Raw genomic sequence first — 15,349 nt, forward strand, 5'->3', positions numbered from 1 at the left:
TTCCCGGACACGCCGAGTGACGGTACGGCGGACGCGTGGTCGTTCCTAGACTCGCCGTCATGGTCGGAAGTCCGTGGAGGCCTGTCGATGAGCGTTGATGCTTGTTCCTCGGACGATCCCTATGACAGGGCCAGGGCGGCGCGGATACTGTTCGACCTGGCGATGCCGGGCCTGTTCGCCAACATTGATGTGCCACCGCCGGACGTCCCGCGGATCGAGTACCGCAGCGAGCCGGTCGCCCGTGCACTGGGCAGTCATCTCAGTACGGCGCAACTCGACTACGTCAGACGGTCGATGCAGGGCTGTCCGCCGTACCTGGTCACGTCTGCCGGCGGGCGCGTCACCTGGCGCGACAGTCAGGGGATCGTCAACGTCGCCCACACCGGACCGCTCGGTGCTGTGGTTCCGGTAATTGCCCGGGAGGCGACCCTGGTGCTCTGGCAGCTGCTCGCGACCGACGCGACGCTCGAACGCCGAGTGGCAGCGCTGGACGAGGCTGACGTGAGGTTGCTTTCGGCAACTACCACCGACAGGGTTCCGCTGGAGATCTTCCGCACGGGGGTGGACGCAGCCGCGAAGGCCCTTGTGCAGCACGCGTATCTCGCCGCCCAGACTCCCTATCCCACGCCCCCCGAGTTCGCTCGGGGCCTGCGCGACAGCGGCATCTTCGAGACCGTGGCCAACACCTGGTACTGGGGCCTGCAAGCCTCGACCTATCGGCGCGGCATCATCCCGGTCTCCTTCGTCGCTCTCGCGGACCGGTTGCGGTACTCCACCGATGCGGTGATCGCTCTGCGTGCGATGAAGGATGCCCGACTACAGCAGGCACAGGAGCGGGCTCACCGTACGACGGGCCCGGGGCCCGACGGACTGATGGAAGTCGACGCAGTGCCCGCCAGCGTGGCGCATTACGCGCGACTCAGCCCAGGCGAGCGTCCGCGCTGTCTAGCGCAGATGCCGCAGATGTACGACGGTCAGCGGCTGACGGTGCTCTCCGCTGTCGCGGACGCCTTCGTGGAGACGTTCGTGCGGTTGGTCGAGGTGATCGAGGTCGAGCGTGCCGTGGTCGAGCACGGCGATGCGGCTCCGCCGGCCCGCGCCGAGGTTTTCGAGGTGCCGGACATGACGTGTAGCCACTGCACCCGCACGATCACCCGCGTTCTGGGTGAGCTCGGCGTCGCCCCACCGGAGTTCGATCTGGTCACGAAGAAGGTCATCGCGGTGTTCCCGTCGAAGGACGTCCGGGCCCGTGGCTTCGAAGCCATCCGACGGTGCGGCTACACCGTCGTACCGCTGGAGTGAGGTGGTGGCGCTCTGACGAAGCCGACACACTCACCGCCATGAGGTGAGGAAGCAACGGTCCCCGGCCGCCGGGTCACGTGCGGGGGTGGGCGTGGGTGGTCCAGGCAGCCAGCAGGTCGAGGGCCTGGGCGGTGGGGGAGGCGGGCTCGGCGGCGTACAGGGTGAGGGTGAGACCCGGTTCGGAGATCATGTCGAGGCTTTCGTAGGCGAGTTCGAGGTCGCCCACCTCGCGGTGGTGGAAGGTCTTGGTGCCGGCGCCGTGGATGCGGACGTTGTGGCTGCTCCAGCGGCCGCGGAAGTCCGCGCTGCGGGTGGACAGTTCGCCGACGAGATCGTGCAGATCCTTGTCGTACGGGTCGCGGCCGGCTTCGGTGCGCAGGATCGCGACGCAGGTGTCGGCGGCGCGGTCCCAGTCGGGGTAGAACTCGTGGGCGGCGTCGAGCTCGAGGAAGGTGAACCGGGCGAAGTTGGGTTGCCCGCCGGGCGCGGCGTCGTACAGCGAAGCGTGCATCGCGCGGCCGAGGTGGTTGCACGCGAGCAGGTCCATCCGGCCGTTGCGGACGATCGCCGGGGCGGTGAACCGGTCCAGCACCCACTGCAGACTCGGCCGCGGGGTCCAGCGCTTGCCTGTGCGGCGGCGCGGCCGCATGCCGGCGCTGGTGCCGTCGGCGGCGTGCGCGAGGTGGAACAGGTGGGCTCGCTCGGCGTCGTCGAGCTGGAGCGCGCGGGCGATCGCGTCCAGCACGGACGGTGACACCCCGCCGAGGGAGCCGCGCTCCAGTTTGGAGTAGTACTCGACGCTGACTCCCGCCAGCACCGCGACCTCGCCGCGGCGGAGCCCGGGCACGCGGCGGGTGCCCACGTCGGGCAGTCCCGCCTGCTGCGGGGTGATCTTGGCGCGCCGCGAGATCAGGAACTCGCGGACCTCGGCGCGGTTGTCCATAGCAACGACGGTACGACGTCCCTCGCCCGGGTGGGGTGCTCTGTCAGTACACGTTTCGACAGGGACTCCTCCAGCGCTCGCCTGGCGTGTTGACTGAAGTCACCGATGCGGTCCTTCCCGTGGGCCGCTCAGTGTGATGCGAGGAGATGTTCCACCGATGCGTGGTGTCGTGATGTACGCCCCCGGCGACGTCCGGGTCGAGGACCGGCCCGAACCGGCGATTCTGAAACCGACGGACGCGATCATCCGGTTGTCCGCGACCTGCATCTGCGGGTCGGACCTGTGGCCGTACCGCGGCGCGGACGAGGTCGCCGGGCCGACGCCGATGGGTCACGAGTACGCCGGGATCGTCGAAGAAGTCGGTACGGCGGTGACGTCGGTCAAACCGGGTCAGTTCGTGGTCGGATCGTTCTTCGCCTCGGACAACACGTGCGAGATCTGCCGGGCCGGCTATCAGACGTCCTGCGTTCACCGCGAGACTCTCGGCGCCTCTGGTGCGGCGCAGTCGCAGCGGATGCGTGTGCCGCTGGCCGACGGGACGTTGGTCGCGACGCCGGAGGTCCCCGACGATGATCTGGTGCCGGACTTCCTGGCTGCTTCCGACGTACTCGGGACCGGCTGGTTCGCCGCGGTTGCCGCCGAGGTCGGTCCCGGCAAGACCGTCGCGGTGGTCGGCGACGGCGCCGTCGGGCTGCTCGGCGTGATGGCTGCCCAGCAGCTCGGTGCCGAACGGATCATCGCGATGAGCCGGCACGAGTCGCGCCAGAAGCTGGCGCTGGAGTTCGGGGCGACCGACATCGTCACCGAACGCGGCGACGCCGGCGTCGATGAGGTCAAGGCGCTGACCGGCGGGCTTGGTGCGCACTCCGTGATCGAGGCGGTCGGCACTCAGGAGTCGATGATGCAGGCCATTCGCTCCACGCGCCCCGGCGGTCACATCGGGTACGTCGGTGTCACCCACGACGTCGCTCTGAACGGTGACGAGTTGTTCTTCTCGCACGTCCACCTGCACGGCGGTCCGGCGCCGGTACGCCGGTTCCTGCCCGACCTCATGGACCGCATCTGGAACCGGACCATCCGCCCCGGCCGGGTCTTCGACCTCGACCTCCCACTCGACGAGGCGGCCGCCGGCTACGAGGCGATGGACAGTCGCCGCGCGATCAAGGTCCTGCTCCGCCCTTGAATCACAACACGACCATGCACACCGCGTCCGGGCACCCCGCGACGCCTGGATTGCCCGTGGAACCGTCGCGTCGGCAGGCCCGGCTGACTGCAGGGTTGGTGGCGACCGTGGTGTTCCTGACCGCGATCGCGCCGCTGGCGACCGACATGTACGTGCCGGCGTTTCCACAGGTTGCAGCTGACCTGACCACCACCGCCACCCAGGTCCAGCTCACGCTCACGACGTTCTTCGTCGGTATGGCGCTCGGGCAGCTGGTCGGTGGGCCGGTCTCGGATCAGCGTGGCCGGCGGCTGCCGCTCGTCGCCGCGATCCTCGCGATGACCGCCGCCTCGGTCGTCTGCGCGCTCACGCCTACGATCGCGGTGATGGCCGCGGCCCGGTTCGTCCAGGGCTTCGCCGGGGGCTGGGCGATGGTGATCGGGCGGGCGGTGATCGTCGACCTCGCCAGCGGCGCGCGGCTGATCAAGGTGCTCAACGTGATCGCCGCGGTCGGCGGCATCGCGCCCATCGTCGGCCCGCTACTCGGCGCGGTCATCCTGCAGCTGTCGGACTGGCGAATGTCGTTCTGGGTCCTCGCCGCCCTTGGTCTCGCGATGACGCTGGCCGTCCTGGTCGCCGTACCCGAGTCCCTTCCGCCCGAGCGACGCCACGGCGGAGGCTTTCGCAGTTTCCTCACCGCCGGCCGGGTGGTCCTCGGCAACCGCTCGTACGTCGGCTATCTGCTGGTCGCCGGCGCGTCGATGGGCGCCTTGTTCGCGTACGTCGCGACGTCCGCGTTCGTGCTGCAGTCGATGAACGGACTCTCGCCGGTCGCGTACTCGATCGACTTCGCCGCCAACGCCGCCGGCATGACAGTCGCCGCCCTGATCGCGGCCCGGCTCGCCGGTCGCGTCTCCACCCGCAAGCTCATCCTGGTCGGTCAGCTCGCGGCCCTCGCGGCAGGTGTGGCGATGCTGGTCGGCGCGGTGTGGTTCGGTACGCCGCTCGTCGTGGCGATCGTGTCCTTCTTCGTCCTGATGAGTGCGCAGGGTTTGATCATCCCGAACGGCGGTGCGCTCGCCTCGGCCGCCGTACCCGATCACCCCGGCACCGGATCCGCCCTCCTCGGCTTCGTCCAATGGGTGGCGGCCGGCACCATCGCCCCGATCGCCGGACTCGGCGGCGAGCATACCGCCGTACCCATGGCCGCCCTCCTCATCGTCGGCGCCGCCACCTCCCTGATCGGACTCCTCACCCTGACCAGGCCGATGCCGGGCTGAACGTCCGCGAAAGGATCCGGGCGGCGGGTGTCGGATCGGGGCCGAGGTGTTCGTAGCAGGAGTGAGCGGGCGCCCAGGAGAGGGCGCCCACCGTTCTCGAGGAGAGCATCATGACCGCTACCTACACCTTCGACGTCTTCTCCAGCCTCGACGGCTACGGTGCCCACCGCGGCGACTGGGGCGGCTACTGGGGCAAGCAAGGCCCCGAGCTCCTCGACCACCGCCTCGCCTTGTACGGCGGGGAGCAGCGGGTGGTGCTCGGGGCCACCACCTATCGGGAATTCGTGGAGTTCCTGAGGTCAAGCACCGAGGAATCCGAGGTGCGTGACTCCTGGGTCACCCAGATGAGGAATCTGCCGGCGACGGTGGTGTCGACGACGCTCGAAGGCCCCCTCGACTGGCCGGACGCGACGCTTGAGAGGAGCAACGCCGTGGAGGTCGTCGCGCGGCTCAAGGAGGAGTCGGAGGTGCCGTTGCGCTCACACGGCAGCCTGTCGATGAACCGGGCGCTGATGGCCGCCGGTCTGGTCGACCGTGTCCAGGTGACGATCTTCCCGGTGATCACCGGTCAGACCGGGGTGGAGCCGATCTTCCGAGGCGCGGCCGACTTCGACCTCGAACTGCTCGAGAGCCGAACCCTCGACCGCCACATCCAAGAACTCACCTACCAACCCACCCTGCACAGCTGAGACCCTCCAAACATCACGTCAATCATCCGAGGCCCGCAAGCTCACCCAGCAGCTCTGACCTCGGCCGCTGCCCCCGGTCACCAAGGTGCCGGTGATGGTGGGTGGGGGTGGCATGGGGGCCACTGGTCGAGGTCTTGCTGGGTTTCGCCTCTGCGCTCGCAGTGGAGACAGACCACGCATTCCAGGTCGGGATCGACGGCGAGATCGTGGCCGCGGGGATCGGTCACACCGGACGGGAGGCCGGGGCAGGGGTGATCGTCGGTGGCGCATCGGTCGTCGAACCGGGCACCGCAGCGTACGCAGAACTCCCACACCATCGAGCCGCCGCCGTCGATGTCGACGATCTCCACATCGATCAGGCGATGTCCGTTGACCAAGGGATCCAGATCGGGCGTCACCGAACCCACCGCCGCCTCTACCGAGCCCCCGCGCGGGATCCGTCCTGAATCACCGCACCCCGGTACCCGCCCAGCCACCCCACACGCGGATCAGCAACGTGGAGGCCACACCTGGCACCGCGCCGTGGCTCAGGTGCCTTGCGGGGTGCCTTCGAGCCTTGCCAGACGCCGCGTCCACCAGGTCGGCCGGAGTTGTGCCTGTTGGCGGAGGCGCCGGTATTCCCACCGCTGTGCCGCGGCGATCACCGGTACGGCGACCATCGGCAGCACGACGCCCGAGGCGAACCTGTGCCTGCTCTCCCGCAGCAGTCCACCGACGGCCGCAGCGCCGGTGAGATAGAGGATCGTGTTGTACGCAGGCATGAGTTCGGGGCCAAGACCCTCGCAGTCCCGCAGCCATGGCAAGCCGAGTCGCGTACGCCGCGTCGGCCACGCGGAAAGGTGGCCGATCATCGCCGCGACACCGAACCCGTTCACCAGACCGGCGAGCGTCGCACCCTCCGGGCGGCCCAGTTCGCGCAAAGTCTTCGTGGTCGCCGCCGCCCAGAGTCCCGCAGCCGGCGCCGGGCCGATCACGGAGGCGAACGGCATCCCCACTCCCGCGCCGAGTTCGAAGTACACATGCCCGGCCAACCCGAGCACACCCCACCGAGTGAACGGCCGGGCCGTCATCCCGTCCTCCTTCCGTAACGCCATACGGCTGCGGCAGTCAGGGTCTTGGTGGCTGTCAGGCTCGTACGGCGGCGCAGCGCTGATGTCAGCCTGTACCCGAGTTCAGGACCAGAGACGCCATCCACCATCGGCCGGCCTTCGGGGGGCCGAGGCCGGCCGACGGTCGCGGTGCGCGTGGTTACGAGGTGTGCGGGTTGTCCCGGAACTCCGCGTGGCACTTCAGCGTGTCGCCGAGGTCGACACAGACCTGCAGGCCGGCCTTCATGATGTCGCCGCTGGTGTTCAGCTCCTTGCCGTCGTACGGACCCCACTCGTCGCTCTCGCACAGACCGTCGTCCTCGTGCCACACGCCGTTGGCGAAGGTGCCGTTGCGGAGCTGTGCCCGTGCACGCGCGATGACGCGGTAGCCATCACCCGGACAGACGTCGTTGATGGTCCAGTTGTTGTACGTTACGGAACGGGCCGCGGTGAAGTTGAGGTCCGCGTCGGTCTCGCCACCCGACGTACCGCCGGACGGATACGTGTAGACCCGGGCGTACACATGACCGTCCGCGGCCATGGCGGGCGTCAGGCCGACACTGAGCAGCGCGGCCGAGCCCACCGCGATACCGAGGGCTCTGATGGGGAATCGCATATCCGAACTCCTTCTCATTGGGCGGTAGCTGTCCGGTCACGGACAGTGCCCCATGCTCACCCTGCCGGAGCGGCGGCGTCCCACTTCCCGATCGAATCCGGTCAAGCCGAACTAGGCGGACAGGGTGGCCAGATGGGTGGCGACGGTCTGGGCCTCGGGGGTGTTCAGGCGGTCGAAGAGGGCCAGCGCCAGGCGGAGCTCGCACCGGGCAGCCCGAGCGTTGCCGAGGAGGACCAGGGCCCGGGCACAGCCCTGGTGGCTTCGCGCCTGCTCGTACGGATCGCCCAGCTCTTCGGAGATGGCCAGCGCGGTCCGATGCCGGTCGAGCCCGGCCGAGGGTGATCCAGCCGCACAGTCCAAGGTGCCGGACTCGTTCAGCGCGACTGCCTCGGCGTCCCGGTTCGCGACCTCGCGGGCGATCAGCAGGGCCAGCTCCAGCCGCGCCCGCGCCGGCTCGAGAGCGCCCAGCGCGCCGAGGGCCCGGCCGAGGGTGATCAGCGCGTAAGCCTCGCCGGTGCGGTTCGCTACCTCGCGCGCGATGGCGATCGCCTCCTCCGCATCCGCCCGTGCCTGGTCCAGCCGCCCGAGACTCAGATTGACGGCCGCCCTGCTGTTCAGCGCGCGTCCCTCCGTCACCCGGTCACCCGTCTCGCGCAGTATCGAGAGGCACTCCTGGGCCCGCTCATAGGCCTCGTCGTACCGGCCGAGTCGTTCGGCCAGGTGCACCACGTTGTGCAGAGCGTGGGCCGTCGCGAGCCGGGAGCCGATCATGGCCGAGATCTCGATCGCCTGCAGGTAGTCCCCACGGGCGTCGTCGTACGCGCCGACCCGTTCGAGCACCAGGCCCCGGTTGATCAGGGCACGGATGCGCTCGCGATGATCACCGGCAGCCGTCGCGATGGCGAGTGCCTCGGCGTACACCTCGCGGGCCTCCCCGAACTTGCCGAGCCGCCAGTAGGCGACCCCGAGACTGCTCAGGGCCTTCCCGCGCAGGGCGCGCGGAGCGACTCGGGCGGCACCCGCATGCAGCACCTCACCGTCGGCGTAGTGGCCGGCGTCGTCGAGATAGCGATAGAGGATCGACGACAGGTCGGCCGCGTGGTCGGCCAGATCCTGCTCGGCGGCGCGGAGACCACAGGCCACCAAGTTGACCCTCTCGGCCTCCAGCCAGGCCAGGGCGGCCTCTCGGTCCGGTGGTTCCACCACCGGTACGACGGACGGCGGCACCCGCGGACGCCAATCGGTCTCATGTGGCGCGTAGACCGCCATGGCCACGGCGGCCATCGCCTGGTAGTGGTCGACCAACCGGGTGAACGCCGCCCGGCGGGCGCTCCCCGGGTCCTCGTCGCCGCCGCGTTTCGCCGCATACACCCGGACCAGATCGTGCAGCTCGAACCGACCGGGGGAGCGCTGTTGCAGCAGGCTTCCGGTGAGCAGGTCGCCAAGCAGGGTTGACGTTGCGGCCACGTCCGCGCCCGCGAGCACGGCCGCCGCGGAGGCGTCGAAGTCGGCGCCCGGGTGCAGCGCCAGCATCCGGAGCAAAGTGCGATGGCTCGGCGGGAGACTTGCGTACGACTGGGCGAGCGCGATCTCGACGGCATCGTCCAGGCACAGGGTCCGGCCGCGTTCGGCCAGCCGCTCGAGGTGATCGGTCAGACTCCAGGCCGGCGTGGCCTCGATCCGGCCCGCGACCAGCGCGAGCGCGAGCGGCAACTGACCGACCTGTACGGCGATGCGCCGAGCGGTCTCGGGGTCGGCGCCGATCCGGGCAGACCCGATCGACTTCCGCAGCAGTTCGTCGGACTCTGCCGGGGTGAACGGGCCGAGGTGGAGCCGCTCCGCACCGGGCAAGTCGAGTCGCCGCCGACTGGTGACCAGGACGACGCTGCCGGGTACGCCGGGCAGGAGGGGTTCGACCTGATCGGCGGAGGCGGCGTTGTCGAGCAGGATGACGGATCGCCTGTCCGCGAGGACGTCGCCGAGTTTCGCCGTACGGGTGGCGTGGTCGCCCCCTGGCAGCCGCGTGACCCGGACCCCGAGCAGGCGGAGGAACGCTTCCAGTACCGCGCCCGGTTCGGCCGGTTCGCGCGGGTCGAAGCCACGAAGATTGACCGCGAGAACCTGGTCGACACCGGTCATCAGGTGCGTGGCGTGCACGATCAACCGGGTCTTGCCGACTCCCGCCATCCCGTCCACCGCGATCACCACCGGCTCCGACCGCCCGAAGGCGGACCGCCGCAGCCGGGCGAGCGCCTCTGCGCGGCCGGTGAAGAGGTCGAGGTCATCGGGAAGCCGGTCGGTCACGTTCACCACGGCCGCGTCGGAGGCAGCTCCGCTGACCACTTGGTAGGCCTGCCGCCAGGCGAGGACGGCCTGTTCGTCCGCGTCGCCGGTCAAAGCCCGGACGACATCGACGACCAGCTCGACGTCCAGGCGGCTGCGACCGGGCTGAAGGCAGCGGTACACCGTGTCGTACGCGGGGACCTCGGCGACTCCACGTGCCGTGCGGCTCTTGACGATCCGCCGGTGCAACTCGCGATAGGACACGCCCGACCAGACGCGCAATTCGCGCAGGCGGGATCCGAATTCAGCCATCCCCGCGACGTCATCCGGCCGTGGCGGTGCGGTTCTCGACATACTGCGTGCGCCTCCCCCGTGGTTCCCCCCGAACCTGCTCGCCGGGTGAGGCTAACGCCTCAGCACACGGAACGCGACAACTCGGCGCGGCAGAACTTCCGCGGGGTCGAGGGCCCTACTTGGCCAGCTGGGCATGGTGGCCCGACCAGAAGCCACCTTTCCCCTGGGCGAGCCGCTGGTACGGCGGGATGGTGTAGATCCGGATCCGGTTGTCGAGGAAATCGGAGATGGCCAGCACACCGCCGTCGTTGCTGACGTCAAGGCCGGTGGTCTGGTTGCCGGCCACTATCGCGTCCAGCGGCCGCCCGGTCCTGGCGTCCAGCGCGACCACCGAACCCCACTCGGGACCCGGGATGTAGTAGCTCTTGGGGTTGTTACGGCCACGGCAGGAGACATACAGCACCCTCCCGTCCGGGCTGAGGTCGATGGTGTTGGGATGATCGTCGACCTTTGCCAGCCGCTGTGCCTTGCCGGACGTCAGGTCGACGACGTACACGGAGGCGGTGCCCATGTCGCTGGCATAGAGCCGCCGTCCGTCGCCGACCAGGTGCCGCATCGCGCCGCCGGTGCGGAGCAGGATCTTCTGCTGGCCGCTGCGAAGGTCGAGCCGCGCGACCTCGCCGTTCTCGTAGCCGGCCACGTAGAGGGTCCGGCCGTCCGGCGCGGGGTAGAGACCGCGCGGAGTGCGCACGGTGGGCAGAACCTTTCGGACCTGCCAGGATCGTACGTCGATCACCGACACGTCGTTGCTGGTCCAGTTCGCGGCATACAACGTGCGTTCGTCCGGCGACAGCGCCAGTACCTTCGTCCAGGTACCTTTGACGTCCAGGCTGCGCTGCACCTTCCGCGAGGCCACGTCGAGTTGCCAGACGGTGCCTGTCTCCATCTGCGAGACGTATGCGGTCTTCCCGTCACGCGTGAAGGTCACCTCGACAGCACCGCCGTGCCGGCCCAGGCGGATGCCGGCGAGCTTGGCCCCGGACACCGCGTTGTGCACCGCAACGCCATCGCCACCGAGCAGCGTCACCCAGAGTTCTTTGCCGTTCGGCGTGAATGCCACCTGTTTGGGAGCCCGTCCGGTGGCATAGCGGTTGACCGAGCGGACCAGCTGGGCGGCCGGGTCCTTGTACCGCGTGCTGGCTGGGATCCTCGGAGTCGGTGACGACTGTGTGGCGCTTGGTGCCGGCGGGCTCGCGGATGTCGGCGTCGGCGTTGGCGTCGGCGAGGCTGCGCCCGCCGAGACGGTGGAGGCCGGTGCCGACGACGGCGCCGAGGCAGAATCCGAGCACCCGGCTGCGGTCAGCGCCGTGGCTGAGAGAAGCAGGACGGGAATCGCGCTGTGCCTGCGCATTCAGTCAGCGTAGCGGCCGATCGGCGATCACTGGTGAGCGACGGGCCGGTCGAGAACTGGTCTCGTGCGCTGCCGGCCAGGCGGCGCGAGTGACATTGCCCGGGTCCGATGCAGGGCCCGGGCAGCCGTGTCGTGCAATCATCTGTTGATGGATGCTGCGTCGATTGACGAACTGTCTGCTGAGGTGCTCGCCAAAGCAGTGTCCGCCGAGAGCGGGCGCAGTTCGGTCACGGTCTACAGCAGGCCGGGTGCCCGCCTTCGGCAGACGCTGATCGCGCTGGCCGCGGGCCGGGTGATGGCTGAGCACAAGAGTCCCGGGGACGCTTCGGTGTACGTCCTGCGAGGTCGGGTCCAGGTGCACGCCGGCGATGCGGAGATCGAGCTCGGTCCAGGTGACCTGGTCGCCGTACCCCCGCAGCGCCACGACGTCGAAGCCCTCGAGCCGTCTGTCCTCCTGCTCACGGTCGCCTTGCACTGAACCGAGCCCGCACTACTCCGGCCCTCCCAGGATGTCGATGCCGTCGACGGTGAACGTGCCCGTCACGACGGTGACCGTCAGTCTGTGGGGATCAGTGGTCGTGAGCCCGCGGAGCCAGTACGACGTCTGGCGCGTGCCGGTGGCACCGACGGTGATCCGCTGGGCGGGTGCACCGTCGACAGCTACGTCGAGCGTGGCCCGTGCGGTCGCTCCGAAGATGTTGAGCTCCGCACCCTGGAACGGCACGGTCACCGATGCACCCGGGCTGAGCACGTGCAACGTTCTGTTGTAGTTCGCGAAACCCACTTGCTGGAACTGCGTCGCGCCGGTGTAGGTGAGGCCCGATGCTGTGTCGTCCAGCTTGTCCGAACGCCAGGCGTGGCCCTCGACCGGTTCGACGGAAAGGTTGTCCCAGCTGTTCTGGTAGTAGCCGGAGGTGAGCGCGATGCGACCTGCCATGACCGGGTTCGGCGCCGAGTCGGTCCAGGTCGTCAGCACGGAACCATCAACGGCCGGGGTGATCTGGTTCTCCTTCGCCTCCAGCGAGATGCGGTGCCAGGCGTCCGGGTCGAAGCCCGTGATGGTGCCTGAAGCGACGACGGTGTCGAGTTTGCGCAGTTGCCAGGCGCCGGCGGGGGACAGGCGCAGGGCGTAGGCGGCGAGATCCGATCCCTGGGTCACCACTTGCCGTACCCCCAGCCCGGCGAAGTTGGGAAGGGCCGGGTTGCGGACCGTCCGGTCGAAGCGCACATCGATGGACGCGCGGTAGTTCGCCCACGTGTGATCGCCGAGGATCGTCGCCGGTGTCGCCGTCGAGAGCCGGTTCTGGGATCCGTCGCCCCAGACGTTCCAGGTGTAGCCGCGGTTGTCTGCGTGGATGCGTTGCTGGAGGACGTTGTCGTGGTTGCCGTCGCCGGACTCGACCACCTCGAAGGCGCCGTTCTGGTCGGCCGTGTAGCGCGGGGTTCCTCCTCGCCGCTCCAGGTAGGTCATGTCGACGCCGTTGACGTTCTCGGTCGGATAGCCGGCGTACTCGAAGTCGTCGGAATACGGGAGCGCAAGCGGTGAGTTCTCGGCGTTCGGCGCGTACTCGCCAGTGGTGTAGTCCTTGGCCGAACGGTGGATCCCGCGGGCTTGCGACGACATGGTGAGGATCGAGTACGGCTCGACCTTGATGCGGTACACGAAGTACCTGCTGCCGTTGTCACCCGTCTCCGAGCGCACCGGCGTGACGTACCCGATGTTCTTGAAGTGGTTCACGTCGACCGGTTGCCTGGCGGCGTCGTCCGGTCCTTTGGTCTGCCAGAGGTAGAGCGGTGTCTTCGAAGTGGTGCCGAGATCGGTCACCTTGACCTCGAAGTACCGGGCCTTGCTGGTGTTGTTGGCGTGGACCTGGGTGAAGTCGGTGCCGCGGCGGTCGGTATTCGCGTCGGCCGGCTTCGCCGGCTCCCGCAGTGTCAGGTACGTACGGGTACTCGAGTCGACCGCGGTGCCGCCGTCGGCGAACGTTCCGTCTCCGTAACTGGCGCCCTCGATGTACTCCCACCCCTGGTCGATGAACTGCATGAAGTGCCGCACCAGAGTGATCCCGACGCCGCCCTCGTAGTAACCGGACCACGGGTCGGAGGCCCGGATCAGATGCTTGGGCGAGTACGACGACCCCTCGTAGAGGGCGCTCACCGCCGGCTGGAAGAGGAAGGACGTCATGTGCGCCGGGTGGTTACCGGAGCCGGACCACCGGTAGGCGTTGATGAACCGATCCGCGATGTCGACCGCACCGACCGTCCCCCCGATCCCGCCCCGCTCCGGCTGGGCGTTGATGCGGTACTCCGGGTCGATCATCGGCGCGACACCCTCGGAGTACAGGATCTCCTTGCCGTACTCCTTGTTCAGCCTGGTGAGGTTCGGCCCGCCCCCGATCGTGTAATGGATGCCGATGGCATCGATCTGGCCGAGTGCCGCCGCACTGTTCAGGATGGCCGCGGAGACCGTTTCGCCGTTGCGGTAGGAGTCCATCGCGACGACCTTGATCTTGGAGTAGTCGTAGCGGGCGTCGTCGGCCCGGGCATCCGCTTCCAGCCGTTGCGCGAAGTCGACCACCCAGCCGAGTTCGGAGGCGAGGTGGTTCATGCTCACCTCGTTCTGCGACGGGCTGATGTAGTCGAACTTGACGCCGTACGTGTCGTAGGCGGCGTCGATCGTCTCCTTGTACCACCGGTACCGGTCGGCCGGACGGTTGCCGGTCCACGACGGCTCGCCCCAGCGCAGCGCCTCGACCTTGACGTGCGGGTTGATCTTCTTCGCGTCCGCGATCAGCCGGAAGCCTGCGCCACGCAGGACGTTCGCCGGTTCGTCCGCGCTGCGCTTCGTCGCGGGCTCGGCGCCGGACGAGGTGTCGGTGTCCGAGCCGAGCTCGACCTTGATGTGGTTCAGACCCGCACCGGTCCGCCGGTTGAACAGGAGGTTGAGGATCCGCCAGTACGCCGCCGGGTTCTCCTCGCGATAGTCGAGCAACAGCCGCGACGTGTTGTTGCAGGAGACCGAGCCGAAGCCGCCGAAGACGTTGTACGCGTTCCCGTCGGCGTCTCGCTCCACATCGTCGCCGTCGACGACGATGTCCTTCCAAGGGGTGGCGTCGTCGCCGAAGGACAGCGCCGGGAGCGTTCCCGGGTCACTGGTCTCGTTCACCGAGGTGGCGACGGAAGGCGCAGTGGCCCAGATGGACGTAGCGATCAGCGCCACGGACGCCGCCCGGCGCCACCGGATCTTGCCAAGCATGCTGCTGCCTCCCAGTGCCAGATGCCCAAGTCCTCTCACCCGGTCCGGACGAGAGGCGCAGAGACAGGCTCATCCGCACCCGGCATCAGCAACAAGACTCCGAACGCATTCGATCAAACCCCACCACAACCGCTCAGGCACGCCGCGCCGAGCGGCGGACGGCCTGTTGAGCTCATGAGGACGTAGGCAGCCTACGAAGGAAGTCGATCAGGCCATCCGTGAACGCCGATTCGTTCTCGAGATGTGGCCAGTGGCCCGCGCCGTCGATGATCAGATAATCCCAATCCTCGCCAAGTACGGCAGCTGTCTGCTTGATGGTGGCCGGCGGAGCCAGGTCTTCAGCGCCGCCGACGACGAGCCCGGGCATGGTGGGAGGCTGCGTCACCTCCGGTGGAGTTCTGGGGGACATGTCGCGGTAGTACTGGATGGCGGCTTCAAGCGAAGCGGGGGTCTGGAAGCAGGCCTTGACCTCGGCGACCGCTTTCTCCCTGATTGGGCCTGACCAGTTGGGCGCCCACCGTCGGTAGAGTTCGTTGATGTAGGCGAAGTCGTCCCGGCGCGCAGCGTGTGCCGCTCTCGGCAGTTTCAGACGTGCGATATGGCGGACCCTCCAGAAGAAGGCGGGCGATCGGGGTATCAGGTCCGGCAGTGGGAACGAGATCGGTACCAGACCACGGATACGTCCTGGTGTCAGAGAGGCTGCCCCGTAGGCCAGTATTCCTCCCCAGTCGTGCCCGACGACCACGGCGGTGTCCTCGCCCAGGGCGTCGAGGAGCTTGCCGGTTTCCTCCGCAAGGTGCAGTGCTCGGTAGTCGAGTCCCGTGACGGCGGTTTCTGGGTGGTAGCCCCTCAGCCACGGCGCGATGGTTCGGTAGCCGACCGCGGCAACCTTGCCGGTGATGCCTGTCCAGCTGTACGGCGTATCGGGAAAGCCGTGCCAGAACACGACGAGTGGTCCCACACCGTGCTCGGTGAACACGAACGTCTGTCCGGCGGATGTGCTCGCCCGCGACCACGTGACCATG

The 15,349-nt window shown here is 68.6% G+C and carries 14 protein-coding genes; 6 read left to right on the plus strand and 8 right to left on the minus strand.

From position 1 onward, the window contains the following. Window positions 1-87 precede the first annotated feature (87 nt). The gene (locus tag ACYVOK_RS14640; protein WP_460662932.1) at window positions 88-1,302 is read left to right on the plus strand and encodes a heavy-metal-associated domain-containing protein; all 1,215 of its coding nucleotides are present in this window, start codon (window positions 88-90) and stop codon (window positions 1,300-1,302) included. A gap of 73 nt (window positions 1,303-1,375) precedes the next feature. Here ACYVOK_RS14640 and ACYVOK_RS14645 read toward each other — a convergent pair whose 3' ends face one another. After that, window positions 1,376-2,245, minus strand: coding sequence for a helix-turn-helix transcriptional regulator (locus ACYVOK_RS14645; RefSeq protein ID WP_460662933.1), 870 nt, complete (start codon window positions 2,243-2,245; stop codon window positions 1,376-1,378). A gap of 157 nt (window positions 2,246-2,402) precedes the next feature. On the opposite strand from ACYVOK_RS14645, the gene ACYVOK_RS14650 reads away from it, so the two are divergent. The 3 genes from ACYVOK_RS14650 to ACYVOK_RS14660 all read left to right on the plus strand — a co-directional run bounded on the left by ACYVOK_RS14650 (window position 2,403) and on the right by ACYVOK_RS14660 (window position 5,376). Continuing rightward, on the plus strand, window positions 2,403-3,428 hold the full coding sequence (locus ACYVOK_RS14650; RefSeq protein WP_460662934.1) for a zinc-dependent alcohol dehydrogenase family protein: 1,026 nt from the start codon (window positions 2,403-2,405) through the stop codon (window positions 3,426-3,428). 56 nt (window positions 3,429-3,484) lie between these two features. Beyond that, on the plus strand, window positions 3,485-4,687 hold the full coding sequence (locus ACYVOK_RS14655) for a multidrug effflux MFS transporter (protein WP_460662935.1): 1,203 nt from the start codon (window positions 3,485-3,487) through the stop codon (window positions 4,685-4,687). A gap of 110 nt (window positions 4,688-4,797) precedes the next feature. Continuing rightward, window positions 4,798-5,376, plus strand: a complete 579-nt coding sequence (locus tag ACYVOK_RS14660; protein ID WP_460662936.1) for a dihydrofolate reductase family protein — start codon at window positions 4,798-4,800, stop codon at window positions 5,374-5,376. A gap of 77 nt (window positions 5,377-5,453) precedes the next feature. Here ACYVOK_RS14660 and ACYVOK_RS14665 read toward each other — a convergent pair whose 3' ends face one another. The 5 genes from ACYVOK_RS14665 to ACYVOK_RS14685 form a co-directional block, all read right to left on the minus strand. After that, on the minus strand, window positions 5,454-5,774 hold the full coding sequence (locus tag ACYVOK_RS14665; protein ID WP_460662937.1) for a hypothetical protein: 321 nt from the start codon (window positions 5,772-5,774) through the stop codon (window positions 5,454-5,456). Window positions 5,775-5,903: 129 nt separating this feature from the next. Beyond that, complete coding sequence (locus tag ACYVOK_RS14670) at window positions 5,904-6,446, minus strand: hypothetical protein (RefSeq protein WP_460662938.1); 543 nt, start codon at window positions 6,444-6,446, stop codon at window positions 5,904-5,906. 178 nt (window positions 6,447-6,624) lie between these two features. Continuing rightward, window positions 6,625-7,080 carry a hypothetical protein gene (locus tag ACYVOK_RS14675; RefSeq protein WP_460662939.1) on the minus strand — a complete coding sequence of 152 codons (456 nt, stop codon included), beginning with the start codon at window positions 7,078-7,080 and terminating at the stop codon, window positions 6,625-6,627. 111 nt (window positions 7,081-7,191) lie between these two features. Then, window positions 7,192-9,675, minus strand: coding sequence for a tetratricopeptide repeat protein (locus ACYVOK_RS14680; protein ID WP_460662940.1), 2,484 nt, complete (start codon window positions 9,673-9,675; stop codon window positions 7,192-7,194). Window positions 9,676-9,832: 157 nt separating this feature from the next. Further along, the gene (locus ACYVOK_RS14685; protein WP_460663073.1) at window positions 9,833-10,864 is read right to left on the minus strand and encodes a YncE family protein; all 1,032 of its coding nucleotides are present in this window, start codon (window positions 10,862-10,864) and stop codon (window positions 9,833-9,835) included. Here ACYVOK_RS14685 and ACYVOK_RS14690 point away from each other — a divergent pair. Both ACYVOK_RS14690 and ACYVOK_RS14695 read left to right on the plus strand, forming a co-directional pair. Continuing rightward, window positions 10,809-11,081, plus strand: coding sequence for a hypothetical protein (locus ACYVOK_RS14690; RefSeq protein WP_460663077.1), 273 nt, complete (start codon window positions 10,809-10,811; stop codon window positions 11,079-11,081). The two genes, ACYVOK_RS14685 and ACYVOK_RS14690, sit on opposite strands and share 56 nt — an antisense overlap. 135 nt (window positions 11,082-11,216) lie before the next feature. After that, window positions 11,217-11,546, plus strand: a complete 330-nt coding sequence (locus ACYVOK_RS14695) for a cupin domain-containing protein (RefSeq protein ID WP_460662941.1) — start codon at window positions 11,217-11,219, stop codon at window positions 11,544-11,546. Between the two features lie 12 nt (window positions 11,547-11,558). Here ACYVOK_RS14695 and ACYVOK_RS14700 read toward each other — a convergent pair whose 3' ends face one another. Both ACYVOK_RS14700 and ACYVOK_RS14705 read right to left on the minus strand, forming a co-directional pair. Next, window positions 11,559-14,324, minus strand: coding sequence for a glycoside hydrolase family 30 protein (locus ACYVOK_RS14700; RefSeq protein ID WP_460662942.1), 2,766 nt, complete (start codon window positions 14,322-14,324; stop codon window positions 11,559-11,561). A 172-nt stretch (window positions 14,325-14,496) separates the two neighbouring features. Further along, complete coding sequence (locus ACYVOK_RS14705) at window positions 14,497-15,348, minus strand: alpha/beta fold hydrolase (RefSeq protein WP_460662943.1); 852 nt, start codon at window positions 15,346-15,348, stop codon at window positions 14,497-14,499. Window position 15,349: the final 1 nt, after the last annotated feature.

Source organism: Kribbella swartbergensis (assembly GCF_054784135.1).

Excerpts from the sequence above, each read along its gene's own strand:
- ACYVOK_RS14640 (WP_460662932.1), top strand. The coding sequence starts at position 88 with ATGAGCGTTGATGCTTGTTCCTCGGACGATCCCTATGACAGGGCCAGG.
- ACYVOK_RS14645 (WP_460662933.1), bottom strand. The coding sequence starts at position 2,245 with ATGGACAACCGCGCCGAGGTCCGCGAGTTCCTGATCTCGCGGCGCGCC.
- ACYVOK_RS14650 (WP_460662934.1), top strand. The coding sequence starts at position 2,403 with ATGCGTGGTGTCGTGATGTACGCCCCCGGCGACGTCCGGGTCGAGGAC.
- ACYVOK_RS14660 (WP_460662936.1), top strand. The coding sequence starts at position 4,798 with ATGACCGCTACCTACACCTTCGACGTCTTCTCCAGCCTCGACGGCTAC.
- ACYVOK_RS14670 (WP_460662938.1), bottom strand. The coding sequence starts at position 6,446 with ATGACGGCCCGGCCGTTCACTCGGTGGGGTGTGCTCGGGTTGGCCGGG.
- ACYVOK_RS14675 (WP_460662939.1), bottom strand. The coding sequence starts at position 7,080 with ATGCGATTCCCCATCAGAGCCCTCGGTATCGCGGTGGGCTCGGCCGCG.
- ACYVOK_RS14680 (WP_460662940.1), bottom strand. The coding sequence starts at position 9,675 with ATGGCTGAATTCGGATCCCGCCTGCGCGAATTGCGCGTCTGGTCGGGC.
- ACYVOK_RS14695 (WP_460662941.1), top strand. The coding sequence starts at position 11,217 with ATGGATGCTGCGTCGATTGACGAACTGTCTGCTGAGGTGCTCGCCAAA.
- ACYVOK_RS14700 (WP_460662942.1), bottom strand. The coding sequence starts at position 14,324 with ATGCTTGGCAAGATCCGGTGGCGCCGGGCGGCGTCCGTGGCGCTGATC.
- ACYVOK_RS14705 (WP_460662943.1), bottom strand. The coding sequence starts at position 15,348 with ATGGTCACGTGGTCGCGGGCGAGCACATCCGCCGGACAGACGTTCGTG.